This is a genomic window from Pseudomonas sp. AMR01 (assembly GCF_041946035.1).
In the GTDB taxonomy this organism is placed as follows: Bacteria; Pseudomonadota; Gammaproteobacteria; order Pseudomonadales; family Pseudomonadaceae; genus Aquipseudomonas; species Aquipseudomonas antarctica_B.
The window spans coordinates 1-15,323 of sequence record NZ_JAUTYR010000003.1; the positions used below are offsets into that span (position 1 = coordinate 1).

Annotated in this window: 15 protein-coding genes; 5 read left to right on the forward strand and 10 right to left on the reverse strand. The window is 60.3% G+C overall.

Features of this window, described 5'->3' with window-relative positions:
- Positions 1 to 956 (reverse strand): AlgP family protein (locus tag Q7C20_RS03520; protein ID WP_375065447.1); only part of this gene is annotated, 956 nt, incomplete at its 3' end.
- Positions 957 to 1,148: 192 nt separating this feature from the next.
- On the opposite strand from Q7C20_RS03520, the gene Q7C20_RS03525 reads away from it, so the two are divergent.
- Positions 1,149 to 1,826, forward strand: a complete 678-nt coding sequence (locus Q7C20_RS03525) for an FKBP-type peptidyl-prolyl cis-trans isomerase (protein WP_375065449.1) — start codon at positions 1,149 to 1,151, stop codon at positions 1,824 to 1,826.
- A 55-nt stretch (positions 1,827 to 1,881) separates the two neighbouring features.
- Here Q7C20_RS03525 and rsd read toward each other — a convergent pair whose 3' ends face one another.
- The 7 genes from rsd to Q7C20_RS03560 all read right to left on the reverse strand — a co-directional run bounded on the left by rsd (position 1,882) and on the right by Q7C20_RS03560 (position 8,290).
- Positions 1,882 to 2,343: a sigma D regulator gene (gene rsd, locus Q7C20_RS03530; RefSeq protein WP_375065451.1), complete on the reverse strand. Its 462-nt coding sequence runs from the start codon at positions 2,341 to 2,343 to the stop codon at positions 1,882 to 1,884.
- A 209-nt stretch (positions 2,344 to 2,552) separates the two neighbouring features.
- Positions 2,553 to 3,074, reverse strand: a complete 522-nt coding sequence (locus Q7C20_RS03535; RefSeq protein ID WP_375065453.1) for a disulfide bond formation protein B — start codon at positions 3,072 to 3,074, stop codon at positions 2,553 to 2,555.
- A gap of 239 nt (positions 3,075 to 3,313) precedes the next feature.
- Complete coding sequence (locus tag Q7C20_RS03540) at positions 3,314 to 4,555, reverse strand: heme biosynthesis protein HemY (protein ID WP_375065455.1); 1,242 nt, start codon at positions 4,553 to 4,555, stop codon at positions 3,314 to 3,316.
- 5 nt (positions 4,556 to 4,560) lie between these two features.
- Positions 4,561 to 5,676 (reverse strand): uroporphyrinogen-III C-methyltransferase, encoded by a 1,116-nt coding sequence (locus tag Q7C20_RS03545; RefSeq protein ID WP_375065457.1) that lies wholly within the window; start codon positions 5,674 to 5,676, stop codon positions 4,561 to 4,563.
- Positions 5,677 to 5,717: 41 nt separating this feature from the next.
- Positions 5,718 to 6,467, reverse strand: a complete 750-nt coding sequence (locus tag Q7C20_RS03550) for a uroporphyrinogen-III synthase (protein WP_375065460.1) — start codon at positions 6,465 to 6,467, stop codon at positions 5,718 to 5,720.
- Positions 6,464 to 7,405: a hydroxymethylbilane synthase gene (gene hemC, locus Q7C20_RS03555; protein ID WP_348062184.1), complete on the reverse strand. Its 942-nt coding sequence runs from the start codon at positions 7,403 to 7,405 to the stop codon at positions 6,464 to 6,466. Before hemC ends, Q7C20_RS03550 begins: the two co-directional genes overlap by 4 nt.
- A 138-nt stretch (positions 7,406 to 7,543) precedes the next feature.
- Positions 7,544 to 8,290, reverse strand: a complete 747-nt coding sequence (locus Q7C20_RS03560; RefSeq protein WP_375065462.1) for a LytR/AlgR family response regulator transcription factor — start codon at positions 8,288 to 8,290, stop codon at positions 7,544 to 7,546.
- Positions 8,291 to 8,792: 502 nt separating this feature from the next.
- Here Q7C20_RS03560 and argH point away from each other — a divergent pair.
- The gene (argH, locus tag Q7C20_RS03565) at positions 8,793 to 10,187 is read left to right on the forward strand and encodes an argininosuccinate lyase (RefSeq protein ID WP_375065465.1); all 1,395 of its coding nucleotides are present in this window, start codon (positions 8,793 to 8,795) and stop codon (positions 10,185 to 10,187) included.
- Between the two features lie 141 nt (positions 10,188 to 10,328).
- Here the strand turns inward: argH and Q7C20_RS03570 are convergent, their stop codons facing one another.
- Entirely contained in the window at positions 10,329 to 10,988 is a 660-nt protein-coding gene (locus Q7C20_RS03570) for a glutathione S-transferase family protein (RefSeq protein WP_375065467.1), read from the reverse strand.
- Between the two features lie 127 nt (positions 10,989 to 11,115).
- Between Q7C20_RS03570 and Q7C20_RS03575 the strand changes: the two genes are divergently transcribed.
- The 3 genes from Q7C20_RS03575 to Q7C20_RS03585 all read left to right on the forward strand — a co-directional run bounded on the left by Q7C20_RS03575 (position 11,116) and on the right by Q7C20_RS03585 (position 14,862).
- Positions 11,116 to 11,400 (forward strand): hypothetical protein, encoded by a 285-nt coding sequence (locus Q7C20_RS03575; RefSeq protein WP_348062110.1) that lies wholly within the window; start codon positions 11,116 to 11,118, stop codon positions 11,398 to 11,400.
- Between the two features lie 198 nt (positions 11,401 to 11,598).
- Positions 11,599 to 11,853 (forward strand): TIGR02647 family protein, encoded by a 255-nt coding sequence (locus Q7C20_RS03580; RefSeq protein ID WP_078739728.1) that lies wholly within the window; start codon positions 11,599 to 11,601, stop codon positions 11,851 to 11,853.
- A 168-nt stretch (positions 11,854 to 12,021) separates the two neighbouring features.
- Positions 12,022 to 14,862: a class I adenylate cyclase gene (locus tag Q7C20_RS03585; RefSeq protein ID WP_375065470.1), complete on the forward strand. Its 2,841-nt coding sequence runs from the start codon at positions 12,022 to 12,024 to the stop codon at positions 14,860 to 14,862.
- Positions 14,863 to 14,873: 11 nt separating this feature from the next.
- Here Q7C20_RS03585 and rnk read toward each other — a convergent pair whose 3' ends face one another.
- The gene (rnk, locus tag Q7C20_RS03590) at positions 14,874 to 15,284 is read right to left on the reverse strand and encodes a nucleoside diphosphate kinase regulator (protein WP_375065472.1); all 411 of its coding nucleotides are present in this window, start codon (positions 15,282 to 15,284) and stop codon (positions 14,874 to 14,876) included.
- Positions 15,285 to 15,323 lie beyond the last annotated feature (39 nt).

Genomic DNA, 15,323 nt, shown 5'->3' on the forward strand with positions numbered 1-15,323 from the left:
TTGGCGGCCGGTTTTGCAGCAGCAGTTTTAGCAACTGGCTTGGCGGCTGGTTTTGCAGCAGTAGTTTTGGCAGCTGGCTTGGCGGCCGGTTTTGCAGCAGCAGTTTTAGCAGCTGGCTTGGCGGCCGGTTTTGCAGCAGCAGTTTTAGCAACTGGCTTGGCGGCTGGTTTTGCAGCAGTAGTTTTGGCAGCTGGTTTGGCGGCCGGTTTTGCAGCAGCAGTTTTAGCAGCTGGCTTGGCGGCCGGTTTTGCAGCAGCAGTTTTAGCAGCTGGCTTGGCGGCTGGTTTTGCAGCAGCGGTTTTAGCAGCTGGCTTGGCGGCTGGTTTTGCAGCAGCAGTTTTGGCAGCTGGCTTGGCGGCTGGTTTTGCAGCAGCGGTTTTAGCAGCTGGCTTGGCGGCTGGTTTTGCAGCAGCGGTTTTGGCAGCTGGCTTGGCGGCTGGTTTTGCAGCAGCAGTTTTAGCAGTTGGTTTCGCAGCCGCTTTTGCCGCTGGCTTGGCAGCAACTGCTTTGCTCGCTGGCTTTTTCGCCGTGCTCGCTGCAACCGCTTTTGCCGGGGTACGCGTACCCAGTACTTTTGCCACAGCTTCTTTCACACGACCAACGCCCTGGGCCAGTTTCAGGCTTTCCTGAGCATCTTTTTTGAGTTGGGAAATGTAGGTGCGGGTTTCAGCCTGGCGATCCTTGAGAGCGTCCAACAGGTCCTCAAGTTCTTTGACTGCGTCTTTGGCTTTAGCTTGAGCCTTGGCCTTGCCGGCAGTGGCGGCGTCTTGCAATTTGGTGCGGGACTTGTGCAGCTTTTCTTGCGCTTTACCGCGTTGTTTTTCCAGCTTGGCGAGCAGTTTTTCTGCATCAGCCAACGCTTGGGAACACGCGCTTTCCAGATGTTCGAGCAGGCTGCCCGACAGTTGTTGGAGTAAATGCAACGGGGTATTTACAGGCTTCTGTTTGGCCGACATGGTTTACCTCCTGGCTGACTTGGGTGCGGCTCATACTAGCCCTCTGCTCTTACCGCCGCTAGGGCATGTTGACAGTATCGTTTGCGTTGCGTTGCACCGTGAGAAAATTCTTATCGACATAACGGAAAACCACGGCACTTTTTACGCACTCACGCTGGCATAATCCGTCGCACTTTCGGCGGGAGAAGCCCCATGTCGCGTTACCTTTTTCTAATGCTTGGCCTGGCGATTTCGGTGGCGAATGCGAGCGCGCAAGCGTCGTCCAAAACAGCTGAGCAAGACCCGCACGACCTCGCCTATAGCCTGGGCGCAAGCCTCGGCGAGCGCTTGCGCCAGGAGGTGCCCGACCTGCAAGTTCAGGCGCTGCTCGACGGCCTCAAGCAAGCCTATCAAGGCAAGCCACTGGCTCTGGACAATGCCCGCATCGAGCAAATTCTCGCGATACACGAAGCACAGACCGCAGCCGCTGCCGAGGTCCCCCAAAGCGAAAAGGCACTCGCGGGTGAACAACAATTTTTGGCCAGGGAAAAAGCCGCCAGCGGCGTGCGTGAATTAGCGGATGGAATTCTGCTCACCGAGCTGACACCCGGCACCGGCAGCAAGCCTTTGGCCAGTGATGAAGTGCAAGTGAAATACGTGGGCCGCCTGCCCGATGGGACCGTCTTCGACAAGAGCACTCAACCGCAATGGTTTCGCCTCGACAGTGTGATCAGCGGTTGGAGCAGCGCGCTGCAACAAATGCCGGCGGGCGCGAAATGGCGCTTGGTGATTCCATCGGCTCAGGCTTATGGTGCCGACGGTGCCGGCGAGCTGATACCGCCGTATACACCGCTGGTCTTCGAGATCGAGTTGCTCGGCATTCGCCACTGAGCCAATAAAAAACGGTGCGCAATGCGCACCGTTTTTTTATCTCGCCAGCAAAAGGTCACGCCTGGGTGGCGGCAGCCTCTTCCTTGTGGGCGTTGTGCAGCACTTCGATCAGGCAGTCTTCCAGTTCGAAACGCTCATGCAGCAATCCACCCAACTCTTTGAATTTTTCGGCAACACATTTACCGGCATCACACAGGTCGTTGAACGCGACAAGCTTTACGGTGATGGCATCAAGGCGTGGAGAAATAGTCTCAGCAAGCTCCAAACCTCCATCATCGCCAAAGGCTTTGGCTTCGTTGGTCAACTGATCATAGACACCGAAGTGGCCCGCTGACACATAGTCCATGAGCACACCGCAGAAGTCCTGCAACGGTTCGCGATTCTCAGCCAGTGCCTCGGGCTTGGCGCCGAGAGCATCAAAGGCCCGAACCAGTTCGTGACGTGCCTTCAACCAGCTGTCGATCAGCTTGTGCACCCCACCCCAGCGTTCCTGAGCATTCTGACAACTTTCCAGCATGATGATCTCTCTTCCCTATAGGGGCGCTGCTGCCCTGTGCCCGCTCGATACTTCAGGTAGGCAGCAGCAGGCGGACAAGGCCGCGTCTGACATACGGTTTCGTTAACGCGTGCGGGCCAGATTATGCCCGCATGACTGTGGCTTCAAGGTACGCAGGAGAGAATGTTCATACAAGTGTTTAATCCTGCCCGACAAACCGCGACATGCTTTTAGTGCTGCACCAGCTGCAAGCGCCGGTTCAGCAGCGAGTGTGAAAACTGCATGATGCCCAGGATCAGCATTGCCACGAAGAACAACAGGCTCCACTCGGGCAGGCTCAGGTCAAACAGGGTCCAGTTATTCTCGGCACAGTCCACGGTGCCCTTGACCGTCGATTGCAGCGCTTGCCAAATCGACAGGTTCTCAATCATGTCGTGCAGGCTGGGCCAACAATCCCTGACTTGCTCAGGCGCGGCATTTTGCAGCAGCACCTGGCGCACAGCGGTGATTGAGCCAAGCAATGCACACCCCGAACTCGCCAGCCCGTAAAGGTAGGCAGCAGCGCGTTTTGGGCCGTGGGCCGCTGCGATCAGGTTGGTCAGCGTGAATGTCGCCAGAAGAATGCGTTGCAGTTGGCACAGAAAGCACGGGCGCAGCAGCGCGTGGTACTCAAGGTAAAAAGACACGCCCAACGTCAGCGCACCAGCCATGAACGCCAGGAGAAACAGGGAACGTGAAGGGGCCAAAGACATTTTTATCCGTACCGCAAAAGATAGGTCGTTACGGTAGAGGAAAGGCCCGACCCCTTTCAATACGCGTTAGAGCGGACAATTCCGCGAGAGCATAGGGATATGCCGTCAGAACCTGGATGACTTCAAACAAATGGCAGTAGGAATTTGCTACATAGCGCTTTAAGTCAGGCATCAGCGCAGTAACTCAAGGCTGGCCCTCGGAAGTTTCCGGGCCAGCCCTGACACTCATCCTACAGACTTCAGACCCGTGCAGGCACCGGCAAAGGCGCCGCCAGCAGACGGCTGTCCAGAAGCCCAAGGCCTTCCTGGAACAACTGATTACTGCGTTCGGTATCACCCAATTGGGCCAGCAGTCGCGCCAATTCAGCACAGGCTTCCGGGTTGCGCTGCACCTGCAGGCTGCTTTCCAGATAGTCCCGCGCTTTGCCCCACAAACTGTTTTGCAGGCAAAGGCGCCCCAGCGTCAGCAGCAGGCTGGCGTCTCCCGGATGATCCTTGAGCCAACCTTCGGCAAACTTCAATTGCCGTGCGGGGTCACTGCCGCGCAGCAAGCCGTAAAGACGGATGAGATGGCTGTCGTAACCGCGCTTGATCGCGCCACGCAGCGCTTCTTCCGCGCTGGCATCGGCGCCCAGTCGACGCAGTTGCTCAGCGTATGCCAGGACCAATTGTGGCTCTTGGCGCTGCGCGGAAGTCAGCTGCTCCCATGCGCGCTCAAGGCCCTGCAACCCCGCCTCGCCCTGCTCTTCACGCTGAGCAGCCAACCCCAGGTTTTCACCCCAGGCACGGCGCTCCAGTTCGGCAAGCTCGGTCGCGGGCAACACTTTGTCTTTACGCAGTTCAGGCAACAGGCGAATTACCGAGGACCAATCGCCTCGCTGTTGGTGCAGGCGATGCAACTGACGCAAAACCTGCGGGTTGTGAGGATGACGCGCGTGCATGGCCTGCAATGTGACCAACGCGCCTTCCGTGTCACCGCGGTCCATCTGCAATTGCGCATGGCTCAAGGCGACGGCGAGTTCAGCCTGCGGCTGGCGCTCCAGGGCGCGCTCCAGCAAACCGTCAGACTCCTCATAACGGCCCTGCTCATTGGCTGCGCGCGCGGCACCTAGGTAGTACAGCAACGGATGACGTTCAGCCTCGGCGGCACGGTGCAAATGGCGCTCCGCACTGGCCCAGCGGCCTTCAGCGAGGTCCATCTGACCCTGTTCGATAGCGATCTGCACACGTCGGCTGCGGTTGCGCCGCGACCACGGGTTGACCACGCCACCGGAAGTGGTGATCAGGCTCAGCAGCACACGAACGAGGTAAATCGCCAAGCCGACGGCAAACAGCGCCACCAGTGTGGCCCACAGGCTCGACTCGTAATGCAGCACATGGGGATAGGTAATCAGCACGTAGCCGGTGTGTTTCGAAATGCCCACGGCCAGCGCCAGGGCGATCACAATTGCCAACACCAGGATCACATAGAAACGCTTCATCGGCTCTACTCCTGGGTCGCCGGCGTGCTCGCCGACGCCTTGGCTTCATCGGCAGACAGATGGCGGCGCTCGAGATAAGCCTGCACCGCTGCCAGGCTTGCGGCCAGGTCCGGCGTGACCACGGAGACAGTCTTGGGCTCAAGCTCGGCGATACGCGCCAGCATGGCTTTGCTCTGCGGGTTGTCCTGATTGAAGTTGTCTTGCAGTACGCTGCGCGCTTCACCCAGGGAGCGGCTGTACACCGCCGTTTCGCCATTCAGTGCCGCCCATTGCGCTTGCTCCAGGGCGAGGCTGAGGGCCAGGCGCACCTGATTCAAGCCTTGACCGGCGAGCAGCGGACGAATGTTATCGTCCGGGTTGAAGTCGATGCGGAAGTAGCGGGAAATCTGCTCCCACCATTGGCTCCAACGGTTAGCCGTATCTGTGGTCGAGCGCCCTTCGGAACCCGGCTCGGTAAGCTGGTATTCCGGGGCGATCGCGGCCAGTTGCACCACCTGATCGCGCAGCGCCGCCAATTGCAGGTACAGCCCGGTGCGGTCCGGTTGTTCGGTGCTGCGCAGCGCGGCAAGGCTCTTGGCCAATTGCTCGCGAGCGGCGTAGGCACCCGGGTCGCTCTGTTCGCGAAGAATCTCGTCGGCGCCCTGGACCAGCGACTGGGCACTGTTGATGTCCTGCAAGGCCGACAAACGCAAGCTGGCCAGACGGATCAAATGCTCAGCCTCAGCCAGGCGCCAATCCTGGCGGCTGGCACCCAGCACGGTTTCCAGGCGCTGGCTCAAGCGCTGTTGATCACCCTGCAATTGGGCGACCAGACGACGGCGCTCCTCCAGCTCATCGGCTGAGGGCAACTGCGCCAGGCGAGCCGCCAATTGCTGCTGGCTCTGCTTGAGGGATTGGGATTGGTCATCGAGGGTCTGCACCTGGCCGAGCTGTTGCTGGCTGCTGGCTTGCAGGGCGCGGACCTGCCAGATCCCCCAACCGCCGGCGGCAACACCTGCGGCGCCGAGCAACAGGGCGACGACTGCCAGGCCGTTGCCACGGCGTGGCGCGGTAACCTGTGACTCAACCGGCGCATCGAGTGCGGGTTGGGTTTCATCTTTAGGCAAGGCTGTTTCGCTCACGTATCCGTCCTTTGCGTATCAGAGAGTGGGGGCGGCCTGCTTCACAAGGCAGAACTGCGCAACGCCACTAACAAAGCCGCGGCACTTGCGCCGCGACAATCCACAACTTTTTCTGCGCCAGCGGCGCGCGCTATTTCATACACGCGCGGGCTGGGCACGAACAACGGCAGCTGCGCCACCTGCGGCCAATCGCCGCCGGCCATGGCCTGCAAGTGTAAAAAACCCTGCCCACTGCTGACCACCAAGCCGTTCAAGCGTTCCAACTGGATGCGCTGCAGCAACTCCCCGGCGTCGTATTGCGGAAGGAACCGCCGATACAGCTCCAGATAGTCGACACTAGCACCTCCCTCGCGCAAACGCTCAGCGAGCAATTCCCGCCCTCCTTCGCCGCGCAGGATAAGCACCCGCGCGCCGGGACGTGCGACAGCCTCGCGCAAGGCCGGCAGTGCGAGCAAGGCCTCGCTGTCGTCGCCGGTAGCGGGACACTGAACGTTGAGGCCGTAATCGGCCAATACCTGCGCAGTAGCCGCGCCAACGCTGAACCAGGGCAGCGTCGGCCAGGTTTGATCCAGATGTTGCAAGGCCAGGCGCGCAGCCGGTTTGCTCACCACGATCACCGCGCAATAGCGGCTCAGGTCAGCCAATACAGCCTGTTGTTCGGCTGTGATCGGCAGCGCTTCAATGTCCAGCAAGGGCAGGCTGCTGCTGAAGATGCCAGCGTCAGCCAACGACGCCGCCAGGGCCATCGACTCCTCGGCAGGCCGCGTCAACAACACACGCCATTGGGTCACTGCGGGCCTGCCTCGCCGTAGACCTTTTGCAGAATGGCGCCAGCGCCTTTTTCCAACAGCTCTTCGGCCACCTGGATACCCAATGCCGTCGCATCACGCTGTGGCCCGCGCACCTCGGCGGTGAGCAGCAAGCTGCCGTCTGGATCCCCGACCAAACCACGCAGCCAAAGGTTTTCGCCTTCGAGCACGGCGTAGCAGGCGATCGGCACCTGGCAGCCACCATTGAGGTGTTTGTTCAGGGCTCGTTCGGCCGTGACACGAACTTCGGTATCTGCGTGATCAAGGGGTTTGAGCAAGGCGTGGATTTCACTGTCGACGGTACGGCATTCAATGCCCACTGCACCCTGCCCGCCTGCCGGCAAGCTGTCCTCGACGCTGATCGCCGAGGTGATACGGTCTTCGAAGCCAAGGCGGATCAAACCGGCTGCCGCGAGGATGATCGCGTCATATTCGCCGGCGTCCAGCTTGGCCAGCCGGGTGTTGACGTTGCCGCGCAGGAAGCGAACTTGCAGGTCCGGGCGACGCGTCAGCAACTGCGCCTGGCGACGCAGGCTGGACGTGCCAACGATGCTGCCCAAAGGCAGTTCATCCAGAGACGCGTAGGTGTTGGACACGAAGGCGTCGCGCGGGTCTTCGCGCTCGCAGATGCAATACAGGCCAAGGCCTTCCGGGAAGCCCATCGGCACGTCTTTCATCGAATGCACGGCGATGTCGGCTGCGTTTTCCAGCAGCGCGGTTTCCAGTTCCTTGACGAACAGGCCCTTGCCGCCGATCTTCGACAGCGGCGAGTCCAGCAGTTTGTCACCGCGACTGACCATGGGCACCAGGGTGACCTTGAGGCCCGGATGGGCCAGCTCAAGGCGTGCTTTAACGTATTCGGCCTGCCACAAGGCCAGGGCACTTTTACGGGTGGCGATGCGGATTTCGCGAGAGGACATGGATCAATCCGTACTGAATAGATACGGCAGATAATAACAGCTCAGGCAAATACGCCTTGATTTGAATCAGCAAGTGCGGGGCCTCCCTGGCCACGCCGCACCGGGATAGGAAATACAGACCGCGCCACAGCCCTCGGGCTAAAGCTGCTGCATCATCTTGCGCACGCCAGCCACATGGCGCCGGCTGACGATCAGGGCGTCGCCGTTAAGCCCTTTCAAAAACAGCTGAAAGTGCCCAAGGGGCGTACGCTGCAAGCGTTCAATTCGCTCTCGGGCCACCAGCGCGTTGCGATGGATGCGCACGAAACGGTCGCCAAATTCATCCTCAAGGGCCTTGAGTGGCTCATCAAGCAGCACTTCGCCTGCCTCGTGACGCAAGGTCACGTATTTATGGTCGGCAATAAAGTAAACCACCTGGCTCAGGGGAATCAGCTCGATACCTTTGCGGGTTCGCGCACTGATATGGCTGCGCGGCCCGTTGCCACTTTGAGCGGCTGGCTGAGTCAGGGCAGCGAGTTGGATACGATTGGGTCGCTCGGCCTTTTTCAGGGCCTTGAGCAATGCATCGCCTGCCACTGGTTTGAGCAGGAAGGCGACGCCGCTATCTTCGAGCGTCTGCTCGGGGAACTCATCTTGCGCCGCGCATAACACCACGGCTGGTGGCGATTCGCGCTCACTCAGTCGGGCGGCAACCTGCAGGCCATCAAGGCCTGGCAGGCGGATATCAAGCAACACCACATCCGGCTTGAGGCTGTCGATCAGCGTCAACGCCTCTTCACCCGTGGTGGCGCTCGGTTCAAGGACTGCATAACCCTCGAGTTCACTGACCAGACGGCTCAGTCGCTCGCGGGCTTGGGGTTCGTCATCAACGATCAGGACATTCATATAGCGCTGGATTCCTGCGTGAGTCTCGCACAAGGATAGCGTAGACAGGTGCGGTGACTTGCGTCACAGCGATCCACGCTAAGACTAGCGCGAGCGGCAAAAAGTGCCCCGAGAGCGGCACCCAAATTTACCCGGACCTGTTCAATAACGCCCAAGACTTGCAGCTTTCGCGCATCGTCCCAGGGTTTGCTGATACACAATCCGAATACCCCCCTTTTTAAATGGACAGTCTGGGTATGACCGCATCACCCGACTTTGGTGCATTCACACACTAATAGTCCAACTGTAGACGCTCGCCGAGACGATAGAGCTCATTCGTAAAATATCGCATCAATAAGACTCTGCTTGCAGTCTCGTCCCGGATGCGGCCGACGGCAAGGCACTTAGCCATGCCTGGCACAAATAAAAATGCCGATCACCCGCAGCACCGCCTCCGCGGGCAACCCTGTTATTATCGGCGGCACACCTTCACGCCTCTTTTAAGCAGATCACGAGCGAATCCATGAGCACCGACAAGACCAACCAGTCCTGGGGCGGCCGCTTCAGTGAACCCGTCGACGCCTTCGTCGCCCGCTTCACCGCCTCCGTCACCTTCGACCAGCGCCTGTACCGCCACGACATCATGGGCTCCATCGCCCACGCCACGATGCTGGCCAAGGTCGGCGTGCTGACCAACGCCGAGCGCGACAGCATCATCGACGGCCTGACCACCATCCGTGGTGAGATCGAAGCCGGCACGTTCGACTGGCGCGTCGATCTGGAAGACGTGCACATGAATATCGAGGCGCGCCTCACCGATCGCATCGGTGTGACCGGTAAAAAACTGCACACCGGTCGTAGCCGTAACGACCAAGTGGCCACCGATATCCGCCTGTGGCTGCGCGATGAAATCGACCTGATCCTTGGCGAAATCACCCGCCTGCAAAAAGGCCTGCTGGAGCAGGCCGAGCGTGAGTCGGGCACCATCATGCCGGGCTTCACCCACCTGCAAACCGCACAACCTGTGACCTTTGGCCACCACCTGTTGGCCTGGTTCGAAATGCTCAGCCGCGACTACGAACGCCTGGTGGATTGCCGCAAGCGCGCCAACCGCATGCCCTTGGGCAGCGCCGCACTGGCCGGCACCACTTACCCGATCGACCGCGAATACACCGCGCAGCTGCTGGGGTTTGACGCCGTGGGCGGCAACTCCCTGGACGGCGTATCGGACCGGGACTTCGCCATCGAATTCTGCGCCGCCGCCAGCATCGCGATGATGCACTTGTCGCGCTTCTCCGAAGAGCTGGTGCTGTGGACCAGCGCGCAATTCCAGTTCATCGACTTGCCAGACCGCTTCTGCACCGGCAGCTCGATCATGCCGCAAAAGAAAAACCCGGACGTACCCGAGCTGGTACGTGGCAAAAGCGGTCGTGTATTCGGCGCGCTGATGGGCCTGCTGACCCTGATGAAAGGCCAGCCTCTGGCCTACAACAAGGACAACCAGGAAGACAAGGAACCGCTGTTCGACGCCGCCGACACCCTGCGTGACTCGTTGCGCGCCTTTGCCGACATGATCCCGGCGATCAAGCCCAAGCACGCGATCATGCGCGAAGCCGCGCTGCGTGGTTTCTCCACCGCAACTGACCTGGCGGACTACCTTGTGCGCCGTGGCCTGCCGTTCCGCGACTGCCACGAAATCGTCGGCCACGCGGTGAAGTACGGCGTGGACACGGGCAAGGACCTGGCCGAAATGAGCCTGGAAGAGCTGCGTAAATTCAGCGACCAGATCGAGCAGGACGTGTTTGCGGTGTTGACCCTGGAAGGTTCGGTGAATGCCCGAGACCACATCGGCGGCACTGCGCCGGCGCAGGTGAAGGCTGCCGTGGTGCGCGGCCAGGCATTGCTCGCCAGCCGCTAACTCGAGCGCCCATTCACAACCCGGTCAAAAAAATGTGGGAGCGGGCTTGCTCGCGAAGGCGGTGGATCAGTCAGCCAATGGGTAACTGACACACCGCCTTCGCGAGCAAGCCCGCTCCCACATTTGATAAGCGCTGAGAAACTACTTCTTCGCCGCTATCATCGCCATAAACGCCGGCATCGCCGCTTCCCTGTCCGCCGCAACCTTCTGCGCGTTGGGCATTGCATTCAGCTTCTCCAGCAACGCCTTCGCCGCAGGCAGCTCTGCCAGCAAATCCAGCCCAAACAGCTTCTCGCCCACCGCACCGGCGAGGTTCAGGCTGTACATAAAATAAAGATCCGCAATCGTGAAGCTTTCCCCCGCCACATAGGGCGCGAACTTGCCGTGCCGACCTAACGAAGCGATCCCAAGCAGCAGCTCGGATTTGGATTTCTCCTTGATCGCCTCCGGCACCGGCGTGCCGAAAAACGCTTCGGCGAAACACGCACGGGCGGGCAATTCGATGTACAGCTCGATTTCCCGGCACAGCGCCAGCACTTGCGCGCGCTGGAATGGCTCAGCGGGCAGCAGCGCCGGGCCTTCCTGGGTATGCTCGATGTACTCGAGGATCACGCTGGTTTCGTTGATAAAGCCCTGTTTGACGCCCAGCACCGGCACCTTGCCGCGCGGGCTCACGGCGAGCGTTTCAGGTGTCTGGCCCGCGAAAAACGGCACCTCCTCAAAGGGTAGCCCTTTCTCCAGCAACGCCAGTTTGACCATGTTGTAGTAGTTGCTGACCGAAAATCCGTAGAGCTTGAGCATTGCGACTGCCTCCAGGCCGGGTGTGGGGTTGGCTGCAAGAGTTATAGAGCCGAAGGCCCTTCCTGACCAGCAGCATCACCCACCTGAATGGGCGTAGACTGGCGGCCTTTTCCTTGAGGAGCCTGCCATGAGCGAGCCAACCGATATCGACAACGACGAAGAAGAATTCACCGAAAGTACCCTGACCCAGGCCATCGAAAACCAAATCGAAAGCGACAACCCGCCTGCGGCCAAAGCGACGCTCAACAAGTTGACCCTGGTGGGTTACGAGCGTGAAGAAATCTTGCAACTGATGGCCCACGTGCTCGCCGTCGAAATCGACAAGATGCTCGAAGAGGACCGCGCCTTCGATACCCAATGGTACGAAACCGCGCTGCGGGCGTTGCCCGAATTGCCTCCAGAGAACCAATAACATCCAAAACTCCAGGCGGGTGCTGATCCCTGTGGGAGCTGGCTGACCTGCGATGGCATCGCCTCTGTGCAACCGTTAAACCGAGTCGCCAGCATCGCAGGCAAGCCAGCGCCCACAACCGGCTGGACAGTTCGGCAAAGTGCGTTCACCTTATGCCCTGCTAGCCTCTAATAAATTCTTAGAAAGTCTGGAGTCCTTATGTCGTATACCCCTGAATTGGTTGCCGAACTGGAAATCCTTACACTCTTCAGCCTGGGCAGCACCCAGGAAGGTCTGAAAGTCCACCAGACCGCCGCTCCCACTGCCATCGCCGCTGCCAAGCGCCTCCACGCGAAAGGGCTTATCGATCAACCGGATGGCGGTTACCTGACCAGCCTGGGTCGGGACGCTGCAGAACAAGCCCAAACCCTGCTGACCATCCTGACCACTGCCTCGACCAAAGAAGCTGCGTAATATCTGATACCGCCCATGGGGTCCGCCTTTTGCGGATTCCCAGGGCGTTGCTGTGGATCGCCCAACATTCTGACGCCAAAATCCATTTCCCTCTAAACCTCCTGCGCTTCTGTCTGTAAACTCACACACGGCCGCCCACGTCGGGCCCTGCGAGCCACCGAGTTCGACATGACCCGCACCCATGAAATCCGCCCCGACCTGGACGAAGGCATCGACCGCAAGGTGCTGGCCCAACTGCGCGCGCGCTTCATGGCCCTCAACGAAGGCCGCATGGCCCGGGCTGTCGAGGGGCTGACCCCGCGTCAACAAAGCGTATTGACGCTGTTGCCGCTGTTTTTTCACGTCAACCACCCGCTGTTGCCAGGCTATGTATCGGGCAGCACCCCAGCCGGCCTGTCGAACTTCGAACCCGACGCCCAGGCCCTGACCGAAGCACAGCGCCTGACCCGCTCATTTTCCTACAAGCCACGCCATGGCAACCCGCCCCGGCCGATCCACGGGTTGTTCTTGATGGGCAGCCTCGGCACCCTGGCCCAGGCGGATCAGAGCGACATGGATGTGTGGGTGTGCCACGCACCGGACCTTGGCGAAAGCGAACTGGCCGAGTTGCGCAAGAAGTGCCAACTGCTGAAGGCCTGGGCCCTGGGCATGGGCGCCGAGGCGCACTTCTTCCTGATCGAGCCCACGCGCTTTGTGCTGGGCGAACGCGACACACAGCTCAGTTCCGATGACTGCGGCACTACCCAGCATTATTTGTTGCTGGATGAGTTCTACCGCACGGCCATCTGGCTGGCCGGGCGCACGCCAATCTGGTGGCTGGTGCCGGTCTACGAAGAAAACCGCTACGCCGAGTTCACCCATGCGCTGATCTCCAAACGTTTTATCCGCGCCGATGAAACCCTCGACCTTGGCCACCTGGCGCGCATCCCGCCGGGGGAATTTATTGGCGCCGGGCTGTGGCAACTGTTCAAGGGCATCGAGTCACCCTACAAATCGGTGCTCAAACTGCTGCTGACCGAGGTCTACGCCAGCGAGCATCCGAACGTGCATTGCCTCAGCCTGCGCTTCAAGCGCGCGGTATTTGCCAACCAGATGGACCTCGATGAGCTGGACCCCTACATCGTGGTTTACCGCCGCATCGAGGAATACCTCACGGCGCGCAACGAGCCGGAACGCCTGGAGCTGGTCAGGCGCGCCCTCTATTTGAAGGTCAACCGCAAGCTCACAACGGGTCAGCGCACCTGCGGTTGGCAGCGCTTGCTGCTGGAGCGCCTGGCCGATGAATGGGGTTGGGACCAGCGCCAACTGGCCCTGCTGGACAGCCGCAGCCAGTGGAAAGTGCGCCAGGTGGCGTCCGAGCGCCGTGCGCTGGTGAATGAGCTGAATTACAGCTATCGGTTTCTGAACCAATTCGCCCGCACCGAACAAACCGTCAGCCTGATCAACAAACGCGACCTCAATGTGCTGGGCCGTCGCCTGTACGCGGCGTTTGAGCGCAAAGCCGGCAAGGTCGAGTTCATTAATCCAGGCATCGCCCCGGACCTGGCCGAAGACACCCTGACCCTGGTGCAATCGCCCAACCGCAAGGAGCCGGGCCTGCACCACTGGGGCCTGTACAACGGCAACCTCACAGCCCTGGAATGGGAGCACTTCGCGCCGATCAAGCGCAGCCGCGACTTGCTGGAAATGCTTACCTGGTGCCACCGCAACGGCGTGATCGACAGCAGCACCCGCCTCGCCCTGCACCCGGGCGTGAGTGACATGACCGAGTTCGAGCTGTTCAACCTGCTCGGCAGCCTGCAACAGACCATCACCCTGCCCCTGACAGGCGTCGATGAAGAACGCCTGCTGCGCTCGGCGGTGCCGGAAGACGTGCTGTTGCTGATCAACGTCGGCGTCGACCCGCTTAAGCATCACCGCGACCTGAATATTCTGATGACCACCGAGCGCACCGACTCCCTGAGCTACGCCGGGGTGCGCGACAACCTGGTGCTGACCCTGGATCAGGTCACGCTCAACAGCTGGAATGAGGTGATGGTCAGCCGCTACGACGGCCCGCACGCGCTGCTCGATTGCTTGCGCGACTACCTCAACCAGTTACCGCCAAACCACCTGCCCCGGTTGCGAGTGCGCTGCTTCTGTCACAACCGCGCGCAGTTCATTGCACAGCGTGTGGAAGAGGTCTTTGATACCGCGCAAAACCTGCTGCTCAGCCAGGGCAATTACCGCTACCTGCTCCAGGTGCAACAGCACTATCACGTGATGGAACTGATGCCGGGCCAAGCCACCCACGTGCCATTGCTGACCCAGGACGCACTGATCGCTTACCTCAGCGAAGAGCTGGTGGCGTACAGCCCGCTGCACCTGGACGCCATGGCGCTGGAAGACCACGACCTGGCGCTGCTGCTGCCCATGGGCCTGGCCGAGTGTGTGCAGGTGTTCTACCGGGTCAACGAAGGCTTCGCCGAGCTGTACGTGCTGGATGAATTCAACGCGCTCTGGCAGCAACGCTTGCCGTTTCATGATGAGCAAAGCTTGCTGGCGCCGTTGCAGCGCTTCCTGCAATCGATCATCTACCGCCGGGAAGCGCTCTCCCCGCTGGACTCGCAACAGCCGTTGGGCGAAGTGCAAATCCTGTATTACCAACTGTTGCCGTCAGGAGGTCTGCGAGCGCGCGGCATCGAAGCGCGGCAAGCGCCTTCGAACCCCGCCAACAAGCCGTTTTATGACGTGCAGGCGATTATCGGCAAGGCCGCACCGGGTCAGGTGGGCATCACCCTGTACTGCAATCAGCGGGAGTTTTCCGAACTGGAGTTTGGCGACCAACTGTTTGCGGTGGTCGCCCGGGAGATCGTCGGTCAACGCCAGGAGACCGAGCGTTACCGCTGCTACATCACCGACCTGGATTTGTCCGGACTGCTCGGTGATGTGCAAAGCCCGAGCAACTTGTATTTGCGCTACAAGGCCGAGCTGGAGCTGTCGCTCAATGAGGCGCTGAGCCAGATTTAAAGCGGCTCCGTTTACAAGGGGAATGCGCCACCGTCTTTCGGCTGGCCTTCAACGTTCAGCAATTCCAGCTTCAGGGTCTTGCCACCGGGTGCCGGCCAGTCGATGTGCTGGCCCACTTGCAGGCCAAGCAACGCACTGCCCACGGGCGCCAGAATCGAAATCTTGCCTTCGTCGGCATTTGCTTCTTTCGGGTAGACGAGTGTCAGGTGGTAGTCCTTGCCGCTGCCTTGCTCACGGCAATGCACGCTGGAGTTCATGGTCACGACACCTGCAGACACTTCATCGTGACCAACCACGTCTTCGGCGCGGTCGAGTTCGGCTTGCAACGCTTCTACGCCGGGAAACTCTTCGCCAAGGCGGTCGATCAGTTGCTCCAGACGCTGCACGTCCAGACGGGTGAGGATGATGGAAGGTGCGGTCATGATTCAGGCAGACTCCTTTTTTCTGCACAAAAAAGCAAA

Bases quoted from the DNA above. Each gene is read 5' to 3' on its own strand.
- Q7C20_RS03525 (WP_375065449.1), top strand. From the start codon at position 1,149: ATGTCGCGTTACCTTTTTCTAATGCTTGGCCTGGCGATTTCGGTGGCG.
- rsd (WP_375065451.1), bottom strand. From the start codon at position 2,343: ATGCTGGAAAGTTGTCAGAATGCTCAGGAACGCTGGGGTGGGGTGCAC.
- Q7C20_RS03535 (WP_375065453.1), bottom strand. From the start codon at position 3,074: ATGTCTTTGGCCCCTTCACGTTCCCTGTTTCTCCTGGCGTTCATGGCT.
- Q7C20_RS03540 (WP_375065455.1), bottom strand. From the start codon at position 4,555: ATGAAGCGTTTCTATGTGATCCTGGTGTTGGCAATTGTGATCGCCCTG.
- hemC (WP_348062184.1), bottom strand. From the start codon at position 7,405: ATGTCCTCTCGCGAAATCCGCATCGCCACCCGTAAAAGTGCCCTGGCC.
- Q7C20_RS03560 (WP_375065462.1), bottom strand. From the start codon at position 8,290: ATGAATGTCCTGATCGTTGATGACGAACCCCAAGCCCGCGAGCGACTG.
- argH (WP_375065465.1), top strand. From the start codon at position 8,793: ATGAGCACCGACAAGACCAACCAGTCCTGGGGCGGCCGCTTCAGTGAA.
- Q7C20_RS03570 (WP_375065467.1), bottom strand. From the start codon at position 10,988: ATGCTCAAGCTCTACGGATTTTCGGTCAGCAACTACTACAACATGGTC.
- Q7C20_RS03575 (WP_348062110.1), top strand. From the start codon at position 11,116: ATGAGCGAGCCAACCGATATCGACAACGACGAAGAAGAATTCACCGAA.
- Q7C20_RS03580 (WP_078739728.1), top strand. From the start codon at position 11,599: ATGTCGTATACCCCTGAATTGGTTGCCGAACTGGAAATCCTTACACTC.
- Q7C20_RS03585 (WP_375065470.1), top strand. From the start codon at position 12,022: ATGACCCGCACCCATGAAATCCGCCCCGACCTGGACGAAGGCATCGAC.
- rnk (WP_375065472.1), bottom strand. From the start codon at position 15,284: ATGACCGCACCTTCCATCATCCTCACCCGTCTGGACGTGCAGCGTCTG.